Source organism: Kitasatospora sp. NPDC093558 (assembly GCF_040683475.1).
Classification (GTDB): Bacteria; Actinomycetota; Actinomycetes; order Streptomycetales; family Streptomycetaceae; genus Kitasatospora.
Window position 1 is genome coordinate 1 of record NZ_JBFBDY010000130.1, and the last position, 15,617, is coordinate 15,617.

Consider the following 15,617-nt stretch of genomic DNA (forward strand, 5'->3'; position numbering starts at 1 on the left):
GGGTCGGACGACCCGCGCCAGGTGGGCGCCTACCGGCTGCTGCGGCGCCTCGGCGCCGGCGGCATGGGCCGGGTCTACCTCGGCCGGACGGCCGGCGGACGCACCGTCGCCGTCAAGCTCGTGCGCGGCGAACTGGCCGACGACGCCGAGTTCCGCGCCCGCTTCCGCCAGGAGGTCGCCGCTGCGCGCCGGGTCGGCGGCGCCTGGACCGCACCCGTCCTGGACGCCGACACCGAGGGCGAGCAGCCCTGGGTCGCCACCGGCTACGTCGCCGGGCCCGCGCTCGGCACCGCCGTCGCCGGCACCGGTCCGCTGCCCGAGGCCGCCGTGCGCGCCCTCGGCGTCGGGCTCGCCGAGGCGCTCGCCCACGTCCACGGCCTCGGCCTGGTGCACCGCGACGTCAAGCCGTCCAACGTCCTGCTCACGCTGGACGGCCCGCGGCTGATCGACTTCGGCATCGCCCGCGCCCTGGACGCCGCCAGCGGATTCACCCAGTCGGGTTACGTCGTCGGCTCGCCGGGCTTCATGTCGCCCGAACAGGCGAACGGACAGGCCGTCGGGCCGGCCGGCGACGTCTTCTCCCTCGGCGCGCTGCTCGCCTTCGCGGCCACCGGCGTCCACCCCTTCGGCGAGGGCGTCAGCGCGGCCGTCCTCCTCTACCGCGTGCTGCACGAGCAGCCGGACGTCCCCGGGCTGAGCGGGCCGCTGCGCGCGGTCGTCCTCGACTGCCTCGCCAAGGAGCCGTCCGACCGGCCCACCCCGCAGCAGCTCCGTACCCGGCTCGACCCGGACGGCACGGCGGCCCTGCGGCTGCGGCAGGGCGGCTGGCTGCCGCCCGCGCTCGCGGCCGGGGTGGGGCGCAGCGCGGTCGAACTGCTGGACCTGGAAGGGGAGTCGGGGAGCGGGCCGGCCGACGTGCCGCCGGTGGCTCCGGTGGCTTCGGCTCCGGTGGCTTCGGCTTCGGGGCCGGCTTCGGGGCCGGCTTTCGGGGTGGAGCGGACGCCGACGTACGTGTCGCCCGCTCCCCAGGGTGGCCCCCGGCCGCGTCGCACCGGGCTCGTCGTGGCGCTGGCGGCGGTGTTCGTGGTGCTCGCGGGCGGTGGGTACGGGACGTACCTCTGGCTGAACCCGACGGATCCGGCGGTGCCGGCCACGAGCAGTGATTCGCCCGCGGTGCCCGAGGACACCGGCGCGTCCGGGAGCGGCAGCGCCTCGCCGGAGCCCGCGCCGCCGTCCGACGGCCCGACGTCTGACGGGCCGGCGACGGACGCCCCGGCGACGGACGAGCCGAGCGCCGACGCGAGCACGTCGGGCGGGCCCAACGCCGTGCCGGCCGCGTTCCTCGGCACCTGGGAGGGGGACATGGTCACCGCGGAGGGCCTGCCCGCCGGCACCACCAAGCTCACCATCGGACAGTCCGCGATCGGGCAGGAGCACACCACCAGCCAGAACGGCCTGTCCGGCCTGATCAGCTGCGACGGCGTCTGGAAGCTGCGGGAGGCGGGCCCGAGGAAGCTCGTCTTCCAGTCCCGGCTGGTCCGCTCCAGCCTGCCCGGCGTGTGCTCCGGCGGCGCGTACTCCGAGACGCTCACGCTGCAGGCCGACGGGACGATCCGCTTCACCTCCGCCGACCCGGCGGCCGGCAACCCGGCCGGGACGATGCACCGCACGGGAGCGGCGCGCTAGCTGGTGCAAGTAGCCCGGTGCATATAAGCGGCGCTGGGTGGTGCATGCAGCCGGTGCATATAAGGGGACAGGAGGGGAGGTGCTGCGGGGCGGCGGGCTGCCGCAGGGGCCGGAACCGGCTGGCGTAGGCTGGTTCGGCCGTACCCGGAAGCACCCGCGACCGGGACCGGCGCCGTGCGAACCAGCAGCACACCAGCCGTACCTGAGCATTACCCGAGCAGTACCCGAGCAGTTCCGAGAGAGAGAAGGCCGTCAGGTGTCCGAGCTCGCAGCGACCACCCTCGATGCGCCCAGCACCGACCTGCAGGCCGTGCTCGACCGCGCCGCCGCCGGCGGCCGGATCACCCCCGAGGAGGCGCTGGAGCTCTACCGCTCCGCGCCCCTGCACGCCCTCGGCTCGGCGGCCGACGCCGTGCGCCGCCGCCGCTACGCCGGCACCGAGCACATCGCGACCTACATCATCGAGCGCAACATCAACTACACGAACGTCTGCGTGACGGCGTGCAAGTTCTGCGCCTTCTACGTGCCGCCGAAGAGCGACAAGGGCTGGTCGCGCGAGCTCGACGAGATCCTGCGCCGCTGCGCGGAGACGGTCGAGCTGGGCGGCACCCAGGTGATGTTCCAGGGCGGTCACCACCCGGACTACGGCGTCGAGTACTACGAGCGCGCGTTCTCGGCGATCAAGGCGGACTTCCCGCAGCTGGTGATCCACTCGCTGGGGGCCTCCGAGGTCGAGCACATGTCGCGGATCTCGGGCGTCTCGATCGAGGAGGCCATCACCCGGATCCACAAGGCCGGCCTGGACTCGTTCGCCGGCGCCGGCGCCGAGCTGCTGCCGGAGCGCCCGCGCAAGGCGATCGCCCCGCTGAAGGAGTCCGGCGAGCGCTGGCTGGAGATCATGGAGGCCGCGCACGGCCTCGGCGTGGAGTCCACCTCCACGATGCTGATGGGCACCGGCGAGACCAACGCCGAGCGGATCGAGCACCTGCGGATGATCCGCGACGTGCAGGACCGCACGGGCGGCTTCCGCGCATTCATCCCGTACACCTACCAGCCGCAGAACAACCACCTGAAGGGCTCGACGCAGGCGACCGTCTTCGAGTACCTGCGGATGATCGCGATCGCGCGCCTCTTCCTCGACAACGTCGCCCACATCCAGGGCTCCTGGCTCACCACGGGCAAGGAGGCCGGCCAGCTGTCGCTGCACTACGGCGCGGACGACCTCGGCTCCGTGATGCTGGAGGAGAACGTCGTCTCGGCGGCCGGTGCCAAGCACCGCTCCAACCTGACCGAGCTGATCCACCTCATCCGGGCCGCCGACCGCGTCCCGGCGCAGCGCTCGACCACGTACGAGCATCTGCGGGTGCTGGACGACCCGGCGAACGACCCGGTCGACCCGCGCGTCGCCTCGCACATCGCCTCGACGGCGATCGAGGGCGGCACCGCGCACCCCGAGCTGAAGATCCTGGACAACTGAGCGCCGCCGCAGCCGTCGCCGCGGTGCTGACGGACACCGGGGTGCTGACGGGCGCCGGGGTGCTGGCGGACGCCGGGGTGTTGACGGGCGCCGGGGTGCTGGCGGACGCCGGGGTGTTGACGGACACCCGGGTGCTGGCGGACGCCGGGGTGCCGTCGTGCTGACCCTGCACCGGGCGGCCTTCGTGCTGCCCGACCCGGCCGGTTCCGGCGCCTCGCAGGCCGACGGCGCGGTGCTCGTGCGCGGTGAACTCGTCGAGGCGGTGGGCCCGTTCGGCGAGCTCGCGGCCGCGCACCCGGACGCCCGGGTACGGGACTGGGGCGCGGCCGTGCTCGCGCCCGGGCTGCGCAATCCGTACGGGCACTGGCTGTTGGAGCGTGCGTACCACCCGGATCCGCGCGAGGAGATCGGTGCCGAGCCGGTGCCGGGCGGGCTCGACGGGGAGCGTGACGACGTGCGGTGCGGGGCGAGCGCCCGGCGCGGGCTCCAGCGGATGCTCGGGTTCGGCGTGACGGCGGTGGCCGGGCCCTTCGAGCGGGCGTCGGTGCGGACGGCGGTGACGCGCTCCGGGCTGGCCGCGCTCGCGCCCGGGGGCGGCGATGCCGGTGAGGGACCGTTGGACCCGCTCGCCGTGCTGTCGCTCGCGCAGGCCGTGCACGGGCGGATCGCCGCCGGGGGACGGGCGGACTTCGCGGTGTTCGCGTGCGACGGGGACGCTCCGCTGCCGCGGCCGGGAGGCTGCCTGGCGACCGTGCTGGGCGGTCGGTTGGTGTACCGACGGCGCTGACGGTTCGGGGAACGCGAGCGTCTGAAACACCTTCGGCCTCCCTGGCAGCCGACTCCCTTGCGGCGCAAGGGACTTCCTTCGTGTGCGGCCGAACTGCGCCTCGCGCGCGGCCGGGTGATTGCCCCTTCGCCGTGACCTGAGGGCCCGCCAGCGGATACGATCCCGGACAGCTCACTCCGTACCCTCACCACACCACCGCCCGTGCCCGCGGGCGGCGGGGCCGTGCCTCGGCCCCGACGCAAGCCAGGACAAGGAACCATGCGACCCGCGACCGTCCCCCCGCCGCGCATCCCGCGGTTGGGCCGTGGCTGGTACCTCGCCGCCGTGCTCAGCGCCGTGCTCGCCGTGGGCATGTGCCTGCTCGGCTGGCGCCAGGCCGACCAGGCCGACCGGATCGCGGCCCACCCGGTGCGGGTCGAGGGCGTCGTCACCCAGCTCCCGACCGGCGGCGGCTCCTACAGCGCCGTCAGCTACCGGGTCGGCGGCCAGGCGCACACGGCCGCCGCGCTGCCGCTCGCGGACGGCGCCAAGGTCGGCGACGCGATCTGCCTGGAGCACGCCGCCGACGACGCGGGCGCGGTGCGGATCTGCGGCGACACCTACCCGCAGCCGGTCGGCGTCGGGCTGGCCCGGTTCAGCGTGCCGGTGGCCGTCGCGCTCTTCCTGGTCTGCCTGTGGCGGATCCGCCGGCACCGGCGGGCGGTCGCCGTCCGCTCCGGGCAGGGCCGGCTCGCGACCACCGTCGCGTTCGCGACCGGGGCCCTGGCCGAGGGGATGCCGGCGATAACCGACGGCAAGCGCTCGCGCCGCAAGCGGCGTGCGGGCGGGCGGCGCGCGCTGCACTGAGCGGTGCTCGGGCGGGTGTCGCGGCAGCTGTTCCGGCGGGTGCTGGCAGGCGTCCCGAGACGGGTGCCGGGAGGCGCGTTGAGGGGCGTGCGGAGGGGCGCTGGTGAGCTGTGAGGGGCGCACGCGTTGGGTACTGCGCCGCCCCGTTGCTCCGGGCGCGGGTGCCAGGGTGAAGAATGGGGGCGTGACCCGAGCCTCTCTGGACAAGCAGCCGCACGAAGTCGCCGCCATGTTCGACGACGTCGCGGCCAAGTACGACCGCACCAACGACGTGCTCTCCCTCGGCCAGGCCCGCGCCTGGCGCCGGGCGGTGGCCGAGGCGGTGGCCGCCGGGCCCGGGGACCTCGTGCTCGACCTCGGGGCCGGCACCGGCACCTCCTCGCTGCCCTTCGCCGAGGCCGGCGCCAGGGTCGTCCCGTGCGACTTCTCCGTCGGCATGCTCGCCGAGGGCAAGCAGCGCCACCCCGAGCTGCCGCTCACCGCGGGGGACGCCACCCGGCTGCCCTTCGCCGACGACACCTTCGACTCGGTGACGATCTCCTTCGCGCTGCGCAACGTCCACGACACGGACGCCGCGCTGCGCGAGATGTACCGGGTCACCAAGCCCGGCGGCAAGCTCGTGCTGTGCGAGTTCTCGACGCCGACCTGGACGCCGTTCCGTACGGTCTACACCGAGTACCTGATGCGCGCCCTGCCGCCGGTCGCCACCGCGGTCAGCAGCAACCCGGATGCCTACGTCTACCTCGCCGAGTCGATCCGCGCCTGGCCGGACCAGCCCGCGATGGCCTCCCGGCTGCAGGAGGCCGGCTGGTCGAAGGTGGCCTGGCGGAACCTGACCGGCGGGATCGTCGCGCTGCACCGCGGGTACAAGACCGCCGCCGCCGCGTAGCCGTCGTCCCTTCCCGCTCCGTAAGCGGACCTAGACTGCCCGGGGCGGCAGCCGCCGTTCGTCCGTTGCCGTTCGTCCGTTGCCGTTCGTCGTAGTTCCCGTCGTCGTAGTTCCAGCCGTAGCTCCAGTCGTAGCTCCAGGAGAGTGCCCACCGTGTCCGAGACCGCAGCCGACCCGACGAAGCCGGACAGCACCGTCGAGAGCACGGCGGACGTCATCGTCGTCGGCGCGGGCCCGGCCGGTGCCACCACCGCGTACTACCTCGCGCAGGCCGGGCTCGACGTGCTGCTGCTGGAGAAGACCGCCTTCCCCCGCGAGAAGGTGTGCGGCGACGGCCTCACCCCGCGCGCCACCAAGCAGCTCGTGGACATGGGCATCGACGTCTCCACCGAGAACGGCTGGCTGCACAACAAGGGCCTGCGCATCATCGGCGGCGGCGTGCGGCTGGAGCTCGACTGGCCCGAGCTGTCCTCCTTCCCCGACTACGGCCTGGTCCGCAAGCGCGCCGACTTCGACGAGCTGCTGGCCCGTCAGGCCGAGAAGGCCGGCGCCCGCCTGTACGAGCGCTGCAACGTCAGCGGCCCCGTGCTGGACGACCGCACCGGGCGCATCGTCGGCGTCACCGCGAAGCTCGGCGAGGAGAAGCGGGAAGTGACCTTCCGCGCCCCGCTCGTCGTCGCCGCCGACGGCAACTCCACCCGGCTCTCCCTCGCCATGGGCCTGCACCGGCGCGAGGACCGGCCGATGGGCGTCGCCTACCGGACGTACTTCACCTCGCCGCGCCACGACGACGACTACCTGGAGTCCTGGCTGGAGCTGTGGGACACCCGCGACGGCCAGCGCCGGCTCCTGCCCGGCTACGGCTGGGTCTTCGGCATGGGCGACGGCACCTCCAACGTCGGCCTCGGCATCCTCAACTCCTCGCCGGCGTTCGGCGAACTGGACTGGCGCGAGGTGCTCAAGGCCTGGTGCGCCGGCATGCCCGAGGAGTGGGGCTACACCCCCGAGAACATGACCGACCCCATCCGCGGCGCCGCGCTGCCGATGGCCTTCAACCGGCAGCCGCACTACACCCGCGGCCTGCTGCTCGTCGGCGACGCCGGCGGCATGGTCAACCCGTTCAACGGCGAGGGCATCGCCTACGCGATGGAATCCGGCAAGATCGCGGCCGGCGTCATCGTCCAGGCCCACGCCCGCGTCACCTCCGGCGGGCGCGAGCGCGCCCTGCAGGCCTACCCGCGTATCCTCAAGGACGTGTACGGCGGCTACTACACGCTCGGCCGCGCCTTCGTGAAGCTCATCGGCAACCCGCAGGTGATGCAGATCGCCACCCAGCGCGGACTCACCCACCCGATGCTGATGCGCTTCGTCCTCAAGCTCCTCGCCAACCTCACCGACCCGCAGGGCGGCGACGCGATGGACCGCGTCATCAACGGCCTCGCCAGGGTCGCGCCGAACGCCTGACGGACTGCCTGGCGCACGCGTGATGCGCTGCCTGGCGCGCGCGTGATGCACGCCTGACGCACGCCCGACGCACGCCCGACGCACGCCCGACGCACGCCCGACGCACGCCCGACGCCATGTTCCCGCGGGTGGCCGGAACGCCACCGTCCGCCCGCGGCAAGGAATATGATCAAGCGTCGCCGAGAACCGCCTGCGGACGAAGGCCGGTTGCTAGCCTGTCGGCCATGCGGATAGGCGTGAACGTCCCCAACTTCGGGCCCGGCACACACCCCGAACGCCTCGCCCGGTGGGCCAAGACCGTCGAGGGACTGGGCTTCGACCTCCTCATGGTCTCCGACCACGTCGCGGTCACCCCGGACGTCGCCAAGCAGTATCCGGCGCCCTTCTTCGAGCCCTTCACCACGCTCTCCTGGCTCGCCGGCATCACCACCCGCGTCCAGCTCGGCACCACCGTCCTCATCTCATCCTCGGCGTCGGCTGGGCCAAGGAGGAGTTCGCGGCGCTCGGCGTGCCCTTCGAACGGCGCGGCGAACTCACCGACGAGTACCTGCACGCCATGCGGGCCGCCTGGGACGACGAGGCCGACTACGGCTGCGGCCGGGTCCCGCTCTGGGTGGGCGGCAACAGCGCCGCCGCGCTGCGCCGGGCCGTGCGCTTCGGCGCGCCCTGGCACCCGCTGCGGTTCACCATGCCGTGGTTCGCGGAGGCGGTCGGCCGGCTGAAGGCCATCGCCGACGAGCAGCAGCAGCCCGTCCCGCAGCTCGCGCCGCGCATCCTGCTGCGGCTGACCGACCGGCCCGTCGACGGGCCCGACCGCAGGGCCGGCGAGGGCACCATCGAGCAGGTCCTCGGCGACATCGAGCAGCTGCGCCTGACCGGCGCCGGCACCGTGCTGCTCGACCCGTACCTCGGCGACCCGGATGAGACGCTGCGGCCCGAGGTGGCGTGGCAGGCCCTGGCCACCGTCGCCGCGCACCGCCCGTAGCCGATACCCCCAGAGAAGCGGAGTACCAGCGGCCAGCCACGACCACGACCTGCACGAGAGCGACGTCGCCGGCGCCGCCGCCGTCACCGAGTCCGACCTGCCGTACCTGCGCCGCTGCGTGGAGCTGGCGGCCGAGGCGGTGGAGGCCGGCGACTACCCGTTCGGATCCGTGCTCGTCTCGGCGGACGGCAGGATCCTCGCGGAGGACCGCAACCGCGAGTCCAGCACCGGGGACCCGACCCGCCACCCGGAGTTCGAGCTGGCCCGCTGGGGCGCGGTCAACCTGAGCCCCGAGGAGCGGGCCGGGGCGACCGTCTACACCTCCGGCGAGCACTGCCCGATGTGCGCGGCCGCGCACGGCTGGGCGGGCCTCGGCCGGATCGTCTACGCGAGCTCGACGCGGCAGTACCGCGGCTGGCTGGCCGCGTCGGGCGTGGCGATCACCTCGCCGCTGAACCCGCTGTCAGTGCGGGACGTCGTGCCCGGCCTCGAGGTCGCCGGACCGTCGCTCGAACTCGCCGGCGAGGTACGGGAGTTGCAGCGCCGCTTCCGGGGGATCGACGCGGCGCTCTGAGAGTCCGGCATCTCTGAGAGCCCGGCGCTCTGAGAGTCCGGCATCTCTGAGAGCCCGGCGCTCCGAGAGCCCGGCATCTCTGAGAACGGGCGGAAGAGGTCACCTCAACTCGCGTCCGGGGTGGCGCGACTGGCCGTCGAGCGCTGCTCCACGTAGGCGAGCCGGTCGGCGAACACCCGGGCCGCGTCCGGGGTGAGCGTCCGCAGGGCGACGAGCGCGGCGAACACGACGTCGCAGAGCTCGTGCTGGACGTCCTCCCAGGTGTGGGTGACCCCCTTGCGCGGGTTCTGGCCGGTGGCGCCGATCACTGCGGCCCCGACCTCGCCTACCTCCTCGGAGAGCTTGAGGATCCGCAGCAGGCGCTCCTCCCGGGGCGACTGCGTGCCCTCCGCGTCGAGCCAGGCGACGAGGTGGTCGACGCTCTCCCAGATCCTGCTGTCCATGCCGTGCTGCTCCCGTCGCTCCCGTGCGGTGCCGTTGGTGCTGCCACCGTACGGGAGCGACGGAGCCGCCCGTCGGGCCCGGCGGGTGCGGGGCCGTCGGGTGTGGGGCCGTCGGGTGTGGGCCGTCAGTGGTCGCTGATCTTCACGCGATGGATGTTCACGGGCAGGCTCGGGTAGCCGTCGCCGGGGCCGTTCTGGTCGTCCTCGCCGCCCGCCGCGATCTTCTGCAGGACGTCCAGGCCCTCGGTGACCCGGCCGAACGGGGTGTAGGCGGGGGAGAGCTTGGTGTCCTTCCAGACGAAGAAGAACTGGCTGCCGTTGGTGTTCGGCCCGGCGTTGGCCATGGCCACGGTGCCGGCCGGGTAGGTGGCGCCGGTCAGGTTCTCGTCGGGGAAGGAGTAGCCGGGGCCGCCGCTGCCGGTTCCGGTCGGGTCGCCGCACTGGAGGACGTAGATCCGCTGGGTGGTGAGGCGGTGGCAGTGGGTGCCGTCGAAGTAGTCGTTCTCGGCGAGGAAGCGGAACGAGAACGTGGTGCAGGGCGCCTTGTCGGTCAGGGCCTCGAAGGTGATCCGGCCCTGGCCGGTCCGCAGGGTCGCGCGGTAGGGCTCGGCGGCCTCTTCGGGGTCGAAGACCGGGATGCCCTTGAAGTTGTCGGCCGGCACGGCCGGGGTGTAGGTGCAGGCGGCGCTCGGGGCCGGCGCGGGGGTGTCCGCGACGGCGGTGCCGGTGCTCGCGACGAGCGGGAGGACGGTGGCGGCGGCGACCAGCGCCCACTGCTTGCGCTTCACGTGACGGGCCTTCCGGGGGGTGGTGGACGGCGGGATTGTCATGGAGGCATCATCCACGGGCGGGTGGGGTTCCGGTAGGGGGCGGTGTGACTCCGGTTCCGGCGGGGGCCGTGGCGCTGGCGCGGTGAGGGTGAAGCGTCAGATCGCCTCCGGGGCTTGATGGTTGGTCTCGTCGTGGTCGCCGCTCGGGGTGGCAGGGTGGGCTGCGGCTCCCGGGGCGGGAGTGAACAGTCCGGCGCGGGCCGCCAGGGCGGCGGCGTCGGCCGCTCGCTCGGCGGTGAGGGTGTCGAGCGGCTCGCCGGTGACGAACAGGCGGTAGTAGAGCGGGGCTGTCGCGGCCCGGATCACCTCGGCGCCGTCCGTGCCTTCGGGCAGCTCACCCCGGGCGACCGCCCGTTCGGCCACCTCGGCGGCCTGGTCGTGGCGGGCCGCGAAGAAGGCGCGCAGGGCGGTAGCGCCGGCGTCCGAGCGCTGAGCGGCCGCGATCAGTGCCGTAGGGGTCGGGCCCAGGTCGGGGTCGGTGAAGACGGCGAACACCTCGTGGGTGATTCGGCGGAGGTCCTCGCCGAGATCCCCGGTGTCGGGCAGGAGCCAGGGCTGGTCGGCGGAGGCGGTCAGGGCGTCGGCGACCAGTCCGTCCACTCCGCCCCAACGCCGGTAGAGGGTCGCCTTGTGGACGCCGGACCGGGTGGCTACCGCCTCGACGGTGAGGCCGGCGTACCCCTTTTCGGTGACCTCGGCCAGCGTCGCGGCGACCACGTCCTCCCGCACCCGGGCACTCCGCCCGCCGGGGCGGGGCGTCGGGGTGCGGGCGGGAGTGTGTCGGGGTGGAGCGTGCCGGGTCGGAGCGTCCGGGGTCGGGGTCGCGGGATTCTCACTCAAAGTCGACTCCAGTCGCATTAAGGCTTGCCGGGGTGGGGTGGCCGTGCCATGCTCATCGTAATGCGACTTGCGTCGCATTACGAGAGGAGCCCTCATGGCCGCCACCGCCATCCCCGACCCGACCACCCTCCACCCCCTCGCCGGCCACGACCGCGTCGTCCTGCTGCGCCCCCTCGTCACGGACCCCAGGATCGAGGTCGGCGAGTACACCTACTTCGACGACCCCGACGGCGCCACCCGCTTCGAGGAACGCAACGTCCTCTACGCCTATGGCCCCGAACGCCTGGTGATCGGCAAGTACTGCGCCCTCGCCACCGGCACCCGCTTCCTCATGGCCGGTGCCGCCCACCCCGACATCGGCGTCTCCACCTTCCCGTTCACGATGTTCGGCGGCAGCTGGACCGAACAGACCCTCGACCTCGTCAGCGCTCTCCCCAGCCGAGGCGACACCGTCGTCGGCAACGACGTCTGGTTCGGCTACGGCGCCACCGTCCTGCCCGGCGTCCGCATCGGCGACGGCGCGATCATCGCCGCCGGAGCCGTCGTCATCGCCGACGTCGACCCCTACACCGTCATCGGCGGCAACCCCGCCCGCCCGATCCGCCGCCGCTTCCCCGACGCGGACATCGAGCTCCTCCAGCGCGCAGCCTGGTGGCACTGGCCCGTCGACCTCGTCACCACACACGTCCGCGCCATCATGTCCGGAACCCCGGCCGACATCGCCGCGATCGCCCGGGAACACGGCCTGCTCGCCGCCTGACCCGCGGCCCCGCCTTCCGGATCCCGGACGGGCCGTTGATCACGAGCGGACCGGTGCGCGAGGATGGCGCTCCGCCCCACGCCCCGCTCCACGCACCGCCTCGTCCAATGCTGCGCCCGCCCGCCCAGCTCCGGGAGCCGTCCGACGCCGTACGGTACTCGCCCCGCCGGTTCCGTACGCTCGGAGGGAACTGTCCCATGCCTGCCTCCTCGTCCAAGTCCGCTTCCTCATCGGTGCTTCGCGATCTGCCCGTGCTGCTCGTGGCCGTGGTGTGGGGTTCGAGCTTCCTCGCCGTCCAACGGGTCGCCGAGCCCCGGACGGCGGTGGCGATGCTCGTGCTGCGGTTCGGCCTGGTGCTGCCCCTCCTCGGCGTGGCCGCATGGCGCGCGCTCCGTAGGCTCAGCCGCACCGAATGGCTGGGCGGCGCCACGCTCGGCCTGGTGCTCAGCGGGATCTTCCTGCTGGAGACCTACGGCGCTGTCCACACCTCCGCCACCAACGCCGGACTGATCATCAGCCTCACCATGGTGCTCACCCCGCTCGGCGAGAGCGCCCTCGGCCGGACGGCGCCCTCGCGCGCCTTCCTCGCCGCGGCCGGCCTCGCCGTGCTCGGTGTCGCGCTGCTCACCGGCGACGGCGGACTCCGCCCACCCGCCCTCGGCGATCTCCTGGTGCTCGGCGCCGCCGTCGTCCGCTCCGGGTACGTGCTGGCCACGGCCCGCACCCGGGCCGTTCGGAACACCGACGCGCTGGCCTTGACCTGGGTGCAACTCGCCACCGCGACCGCCGTGTTCGGGGTGGTCTCCCTGGCCGTGGGCCCCGCGCCGTGGACCGTCGCCGTCTCGTACGGGCCGGCCCAGTGGGCCTGGCTGCTGCATCTGTCCTTGTTCTGCACGCTGTTCGCCTTCTTCGTCCAGATGTGGGCCGTGCGGGCCACATCGCCGTCACGGGTGAGCCTGCTGCTCGGCACCGAGCCGCTCTGGGCCGCCGTCTTCGGCATCACCCTCGCTGGGAACCGGATGGGACCGCTCGCGCTACTCGGAGGAGCCCTCGTGCTCGTCGCTACGGAGTGGGGCCGGCGTACTGCCCCCAACCCGCTCCCGGCCACGAGTGAGGGAGACGGCGAGGGCGCACCCGATCCGGTGGCGACGAACCCGGAACCGACCCCCGTGTGACCGGTTGCCCTCGTCACCGGCGCCGCCACAGCGTCCGGCGGGCGTAGTCGAGGGCGACCACGCCCAGCAGCGGGCCCCACGCGACCAGGGGCAGGTAGGCGAGCGTCATCATGACGGCGGCGAAGCCGTGCGGCGAATCCGGCTCGGCCAGGTTGCGTGCCCACCCGCCGAACAGGGCGGCCGTGCACACGTTGGTGAGTATCGCCGCCCCCAGCAAGGCCGGGACGATCGCGGCGAGCGGCCGGACCCGCCGGCCACCCAGCAGCGGGATCCATCGGGGCACCACCAGCCCCCAGGGCCGGACCAGGCCCAGGGTCAGGAAGGCCAGCGCCTCGGTCAGGAGGCTCAGCACCACGCAGTAGACCGTGCCCCAGCCCGGCTGGTGCGCGTCGTACGCCGCGGCCGTCGCACCGCTGAAGCCGACCGGGACGCCGAAGCCGAACACGATCCGCCACAGCCCCGAGGGGACGGTGGTGAGGACGGCGGCCTTGGCGGCGAGCCGGGCCCAGCGCGGGGCGGGCGGGACGCCTGGGGTGGTCGCCCCGGCCCGGTGGGTGGTGCTGCGGGCATTGATCACGAGCTTCGCCATGCTGGTGGCCTCCCTTCGGCTCCGGCCCCCGTGGCCGGTGCGACGACTCAAGACTGGAGCCCCACTAGGGGTTCGCGGCAGTTGCCGATCGGCAGGTTCTTCCTGCTCAACCGGCCTTTGAAATAGGCCGATCGGCACAGGTGCGCCGCCCGGGCCGCGTCGTAATGTGACGGCAGTCGAAGAGTCGAGAGGCGAAGAGTCGAAAGGAGGCGGTGACGATGACTCAGATCCTTTCCGGAGTCGTCCTGGTCCTGGCACTGCCGGCATGGGCGGCGCGGGGGCGCTACGGGGTGGCGGCCATGACCATGGCGCTCGGGGCGGCGTCGCTCGTGGTCACGTTCACCGTCTGGCTCCTCGGCCGCTGGGCGGAGGGGGACCGCTGGGCCGGGCTGCTGGGTCTGGTCGAACTGGCCGTCCTGCTCCTGTCGGTGGTCATCAGCCTGCGCACCGAGGACGGCCCGCGCTCCGCGGCGGCGGCCTGGACGGCATGCGGGGCGGTCGCCCTCTGGCTGACGCGCTTCGCGTTCGTCGAGGGGCCGGGGGACATGCTCACGGTCTTCGGGTTCGGGTCGATGCTGTCGCTGCCGGCCGTCCTGATCGGCCTCTATCTGCGAGGCCTGGACGAGGGGCGCCGCAATGCGGTTGCCGAGGCCAGGCGCGCGCAGCGGCTCGAACTGGCCCACGACCTCCACGACTTCGTGGCGCACGACGTCAGCGGCATGGTCGCCCAGGCCCAGGCCGGCGCCTACCTGGCAGCGATCGACCCGGCCCAGGCGGTCGCGATGTTCGAACGGATAGAGCAGGCCGGGCAGCGGGCCCTGGCCTCGCTGGACCGGACGGTGCAACTGCTCCGCACGGAGGAGGGGAGCGGGCGCGGGCCTCAGCCGGGGCTGGCCGAACTCGCAGAGGTGGCGGAAAGGTTCACCACTTCGGGCGGAGCGGAGGTTCGGCTGGAGCTGCCGGACACCCCGATACCGAGGGAGGTCGCGGGCACGCTGCACCGGATCGTCGTCGAGGCGCTGACCAACGTCCGGCGGCACGCGCCGGGCGCCCGGCGGGTCGACGTCCGCGTCGTCTCCGCCGGTGGGTGGTTGGAGCTGACCGTGACGAACGACGGCCGGGCGGCAGGCCAGGGCGGGCGTTCCCGCCGGGGCGGCGGCAGCGGACTGCCGGGGTTGGCCGCCCGGGTGGAGGCCCTCGGCGGCACGTTCGATGCCGGTGCGCACGAGCGGGAGGCCTGGCGCGTGACCGCGAGATTGCCGCTGGACGGGCGGGAGCAGCAGGGGCAGACGGAAGGGCCGGCGATTCCGGCGAGGACCAGCGGGAGGGAGAAGTGAGCATGGGCAGCGGCTCGGGGCCGATTCGCATCCTGGTGGCGGACGACCAGGCGGACGTCCGCAGCGCGTTCCGGATGATCCTGGATGTGCAGCCGGACATGGTCGTGGTGGCGGAGGCGGCGGACGGCGCCGCGGCGCTGGCGGAGGCCAGGCGGCTGAAGCCGGACGTGGTGCTCGCGGACATCCGGATGCCGAAGCTCGACGGCCTGGAGGTCACCCGGCAACTGTCCGGCGAGTGCAAGGTGATCGTGGTGACCACCTTCGACCTGGACGAGTACGTGCACACGGCTCTGCGGCACGGTGCGGCCGGCTTCCTGCTGAAGCGCTCGGGCCCGGTCCTGCTGATCGAGGCGGTACGGGCGGCGATGGCCGGGGACGCGTTGATCAGCCCGCAGGTGACCGTCCGGCTGCTGCGGCACATGGCGGCGCAGGAGCCCGAGCGGCAGGCCGATCCAGGGCCGGTGGCGGCGTCGCTGACAGCCGGGCCGGTGGAAGAACTGACCACGAGAGAAAAGGAGATCGCGGAACTGGTGGCGGACGGCGCGACGAACGCCGAGATCGGAGCAGGGCTGTTCATTTCACCGGGCACGGTGAAGAACCACCTCGCCAACATCCAGCGCAAGCTCGGTGCCCGTAACCGGGTGGGCATCGCGGCCTGGGTCTGGGAACAGGCAGCCGGTATCCGGTAACCGGCCCCTGTTGGGCGGCGGGACACGACAAGGGGCGGGGGCACGGACCCCGGAGCAGAAAGGAGAGTTGAGACCCAAGGGCCAGGGGCAGAGGCGCCTGAGACTCGGGGCACGGGGCACGGGGCACGGGGCACGGGGCACGGGGCACGGGGCAAGGGGCAAAGGGACCCAGGGCACAGGGCAGCGGGAGCGCGCGGAGGTCGGGGTGCCGCGCGCTGGGCCAGGCATGGCCCAGCGCGCAACGGG

16 protein-coding genes and 1 pseudogene are annotated in these 15,617 nt (G+C 73.5%); 13 read left to right on the top strand and 4 right to left on the bottom strand.

The genetic code is table 11. The annotated features are described in order from the left end of the window. From AB0O00_RS15545 to AB0O00_RS15585, 9 genes and pseudogenes are all read left to right on the top strand, one after another. Positions 1-1,686, top strand: a 1,686-nt coding sequence (locus tag AB0O00_RS15545) for a protein kinase (protein WP_363651987.1), incomplete at its 5' end; no start/stop codon positions are given. Between the two features lie 256 nt (positions 1,687-1,942). Next, on the top strand, positions 1,943-3,163 hold the full coding sequence (mqnC, locus tag AB0O00_RS15550; RefSeq protein WP_363651989.1) for a cyclic dehypoxanthinyl futalosine synthase: 1,221 nt from the start codon (positions 1,943-1,945) through the stop codon (positions 3,161-3,163). Positions 3,164-3,186: 23 nt separating this feature from the next. Next, positions 3,187-3,327, top strand: a complete 141-nt coding sequence (locus AB0O00_RS15555) for a hypothetical protein (protein WP_363651991.1) — start codon at positions 3,187-3,189, stop codon at positions 3,325-3,327. Beyond that, complete coding sequence (locus tag AB0O00_RS15560; protein ID WP_363651993.1) at positions 3,321-3,950, top strand: hypothetical protein; 630 nt, start codon at positions 3,321-3,323, stop codon at positions 3,948-3,950. Before AB0O00_RS15555 ends, AB0O00_RS15560 begins: the two co-directional genes overlap by 7 nt. A gap of 258 nt (positions 3,951-4,208) precedes the next feature. Then, entirely contained in the window at positions 4,209-4,796 is a 588-nt protein-coding gene (locus AB0O00_RS15565) for a hypothetical protein (RefSeq protein ID WP_363651994.1), read from the top strand. 184 nt (positions 4,797-4,980) lie between these two features. Continuing rightward, the gene (locus tag AB0O00_RS15570) at positions 4,981-5,685 is read left to right on the top strand and encodes a demethylmenaquinone methyltransferase (protein ID WP_363651996.1); all 705 of its coding nucleotides are present in this window, start codon (positions 4,981-4,983) and stop codon (positions 5,683-5,685) included. Positions 5,686-5,838: 153 nt separating this feature from the next. After that, on the top strand, positions 5,839-7,149 hold the full coding sequence (locus AB0O00_RS15575) for a geranylgeranyl reductase family protein (protein WP_363651998.1): 1,311 nt from the start codon (positions 5,839-5,841) through the stop codon (positions 7,147-7,149). Between the two features lie 224 nt (positions 7,150-7,373). Next, positions 7,374-8,134, top strand: a pseudogene (locus tag AB0O00_RS15580) (LLM class flavin-dependent oxidoreductase). 49 nt (positions 8,135-8,183) lie between these two features. After that, complete coding sequence (locus AB0O00_RS15585) at positions 8,184-8,708, top strand: nucleoside deaminase (RefSeq protein WP_363652014.1); 525 nt, start codon at positions 8,184-8,186, stop codon at positions 8,706-8,708. Between the two features lie 104 nt (positions 8,709-8,812). On the opposite strand, the gene AB0O00_RS15590 is transcribed toward AB0O00_RS15585, so the two are convergent. From AB0O00_RS15590 to AB0O00_RS15600, 3 genes are all read right to left on the bottom strand, one after another. After that, the gene (locus tag AB0O00_RS15590; protein ID WP_363652000.1) at positions 8,813-9,151 is read right to left on the bottom strand and encodes a MazG-like family protein; all 339 of its coding nucleotides are present in this window, start codon (positions 9,149-9,151) and stop codon (positions 8,813-8,815) included. Positions 9,152-9,276: 125 nt separating this feature from the next. Further along, a complete protein-coding gene (locus AB0O00_RS15595) occupies positions 9,277-9,981 on the bottom strand; it encodes a peptidylprolyl isomerase (protein ID WP_363652002.1) in 705 nt (234 codons plus the stop codon). A gap of 96 nt (positions 9,982-10,077) precedes the next feature. Continuing rightward, the gene (locus tag AB0O00_RS15600; RefSeq protein WP_363652004.1) at positions 10,078-10,710 is read right to left on the bottom strand and encodes a TetR/AcrR family transcriptional regulator; all 633 of its coding nucleotides are present in this window, start codon (positions 10,708-10,710) and stop codon (positions 10,078-10,080) included. 205 nt (positions 10,711-10,915) lie between these two features. Between AB0O00_RS15600 and AB0O00_RS15605 the strand changes: the two genes are divergently transcribed. Beyond that, positions 10,916-11,581, top strand: coding sequence for a CatB-related O-acetyltransferase (locus AB0O00_RS15605; RefSeq protein ID WP_363652005.1), 666 nt, complete (start codon positions 10,916-10,918; stop codon positions 11,579-11,581). 197 nt (positions 11,582-11,778) lie between these two features. After that, entirely contained in the window at positions 11,779-12,756 is a 978-nt protein-coding gene (locus AB0O00_RS15610; protein WP_363652007.1) for a DMT family transporter, read from the top strand. A 13-nt stretch (positions 12,757-12,769) separates the two neighbouring features. Here AB0O00_RS15610 and AB0O00_RS15615 read toward each other — a convergent pair whose 3' ends face one another. Further along, positions 12,770-13,345: a hypothetical protein gene (locus tag AB0O00_RS15615; protein WP_363652009.1), complete on the bottom strand. Its 576-nt coding sequence runs from the start codon at positions 13,343-13,345 to the stop codon at positions 12,770-12,772. A gap of 218 nt (positions 13,346-13,563) precedes the next feature. Here AB0O00_RS15615 and AB0O00_RS15620 point away from each other — a divergent pair, with 218 nt between their 5' ends. Together AB0O00_RS15620 and AB0O00_RS15625 are read left to right on the top strand one after the other, a co-directional pair. After that, positions 13,564-14,682 (top strand): histidine kinase, encoded by a 1,119-nt coding sequence (locus tag AB0O00_RS15620; protein ID WP_363652010.1) that lies wholly within the window; start codon positions 13,564-13,566, stop codon positions 14,680-14,682. 2 nt (positions 14,683-14,684) lie between these two features. Next, on the top strand, positions 14,685-15,371 hold the full coding sequence (locus AB0O00_RS15625) for a response regulator transcription factor (RefSeq protein ID WP_363652012.1): 687 nt from the start codon (positions 14,685-14,687) through the stop codon (positions 15,369-15,371). Positions 15,372-15,617: the final 246 nt, after the last annotated feature.

Bases quoted from the DNA above. Each gene is read 5' to 3' on its own strand.
- AB0O00_RS15565 (WP_363651994.1), top strand. From the start codon at position 4,209: ATGCGACCCGCGACCGTCCCCCCGCCGCGCATCCCGCGGTTGGGCCGT.
- AB0O00_RS15590 (WP_363652000.1), bottom strand. From the start codon at position 9,151: ATGGACAGCAGGATCTGGGAGAGCGTCGACCACCTCGTCGCCTGGCTC.
- AB0O00_RS15595 (WP_363652002.1), bottom strand. From the start codon at position 9,981: ATGACAATCCCGCCGTCCACCACCCCCCGGAAGGCCCGTCACGTGAAG.
- AB0O00_RS15605 (WP_363652005.1), top strand. From the start codon at position 10,916: ATGGCCGCCACCGCCATCCCCGACCCGACCACCCTCCACCCCCTCGCC.
- AB0O00_RS15610 (WP_363652007.1), top strand. From the start codon at position 11,779: ATGCCTGCCTCCTCGTCCAAGTCCGCTTCCTCATCGGTGCTTCGCGAT.
- AB0O00_RS15615 (WP_363652009.1), bottom strand. From the start codon at position 13,345: ATGGCGAAGCTCGTGATCAATGCCCGCAGCACCACCCACCGGGCCGGG.
- AB0O00_RS15620 (WP_363652010.1), top strand. From the start codon at position 13,564: ATGACTCAGATCCTTTCCGGAGTCGTCCTGGTCCTGGCACTGCCGGCA.
- AB0O00_RS15625 (WP_363652012.1), top strand. From the start codon at position 14,685: ATGGGCAGCGGCTCGGGGCCGATTCGCATCCTGGTGGCGGACGACCAG.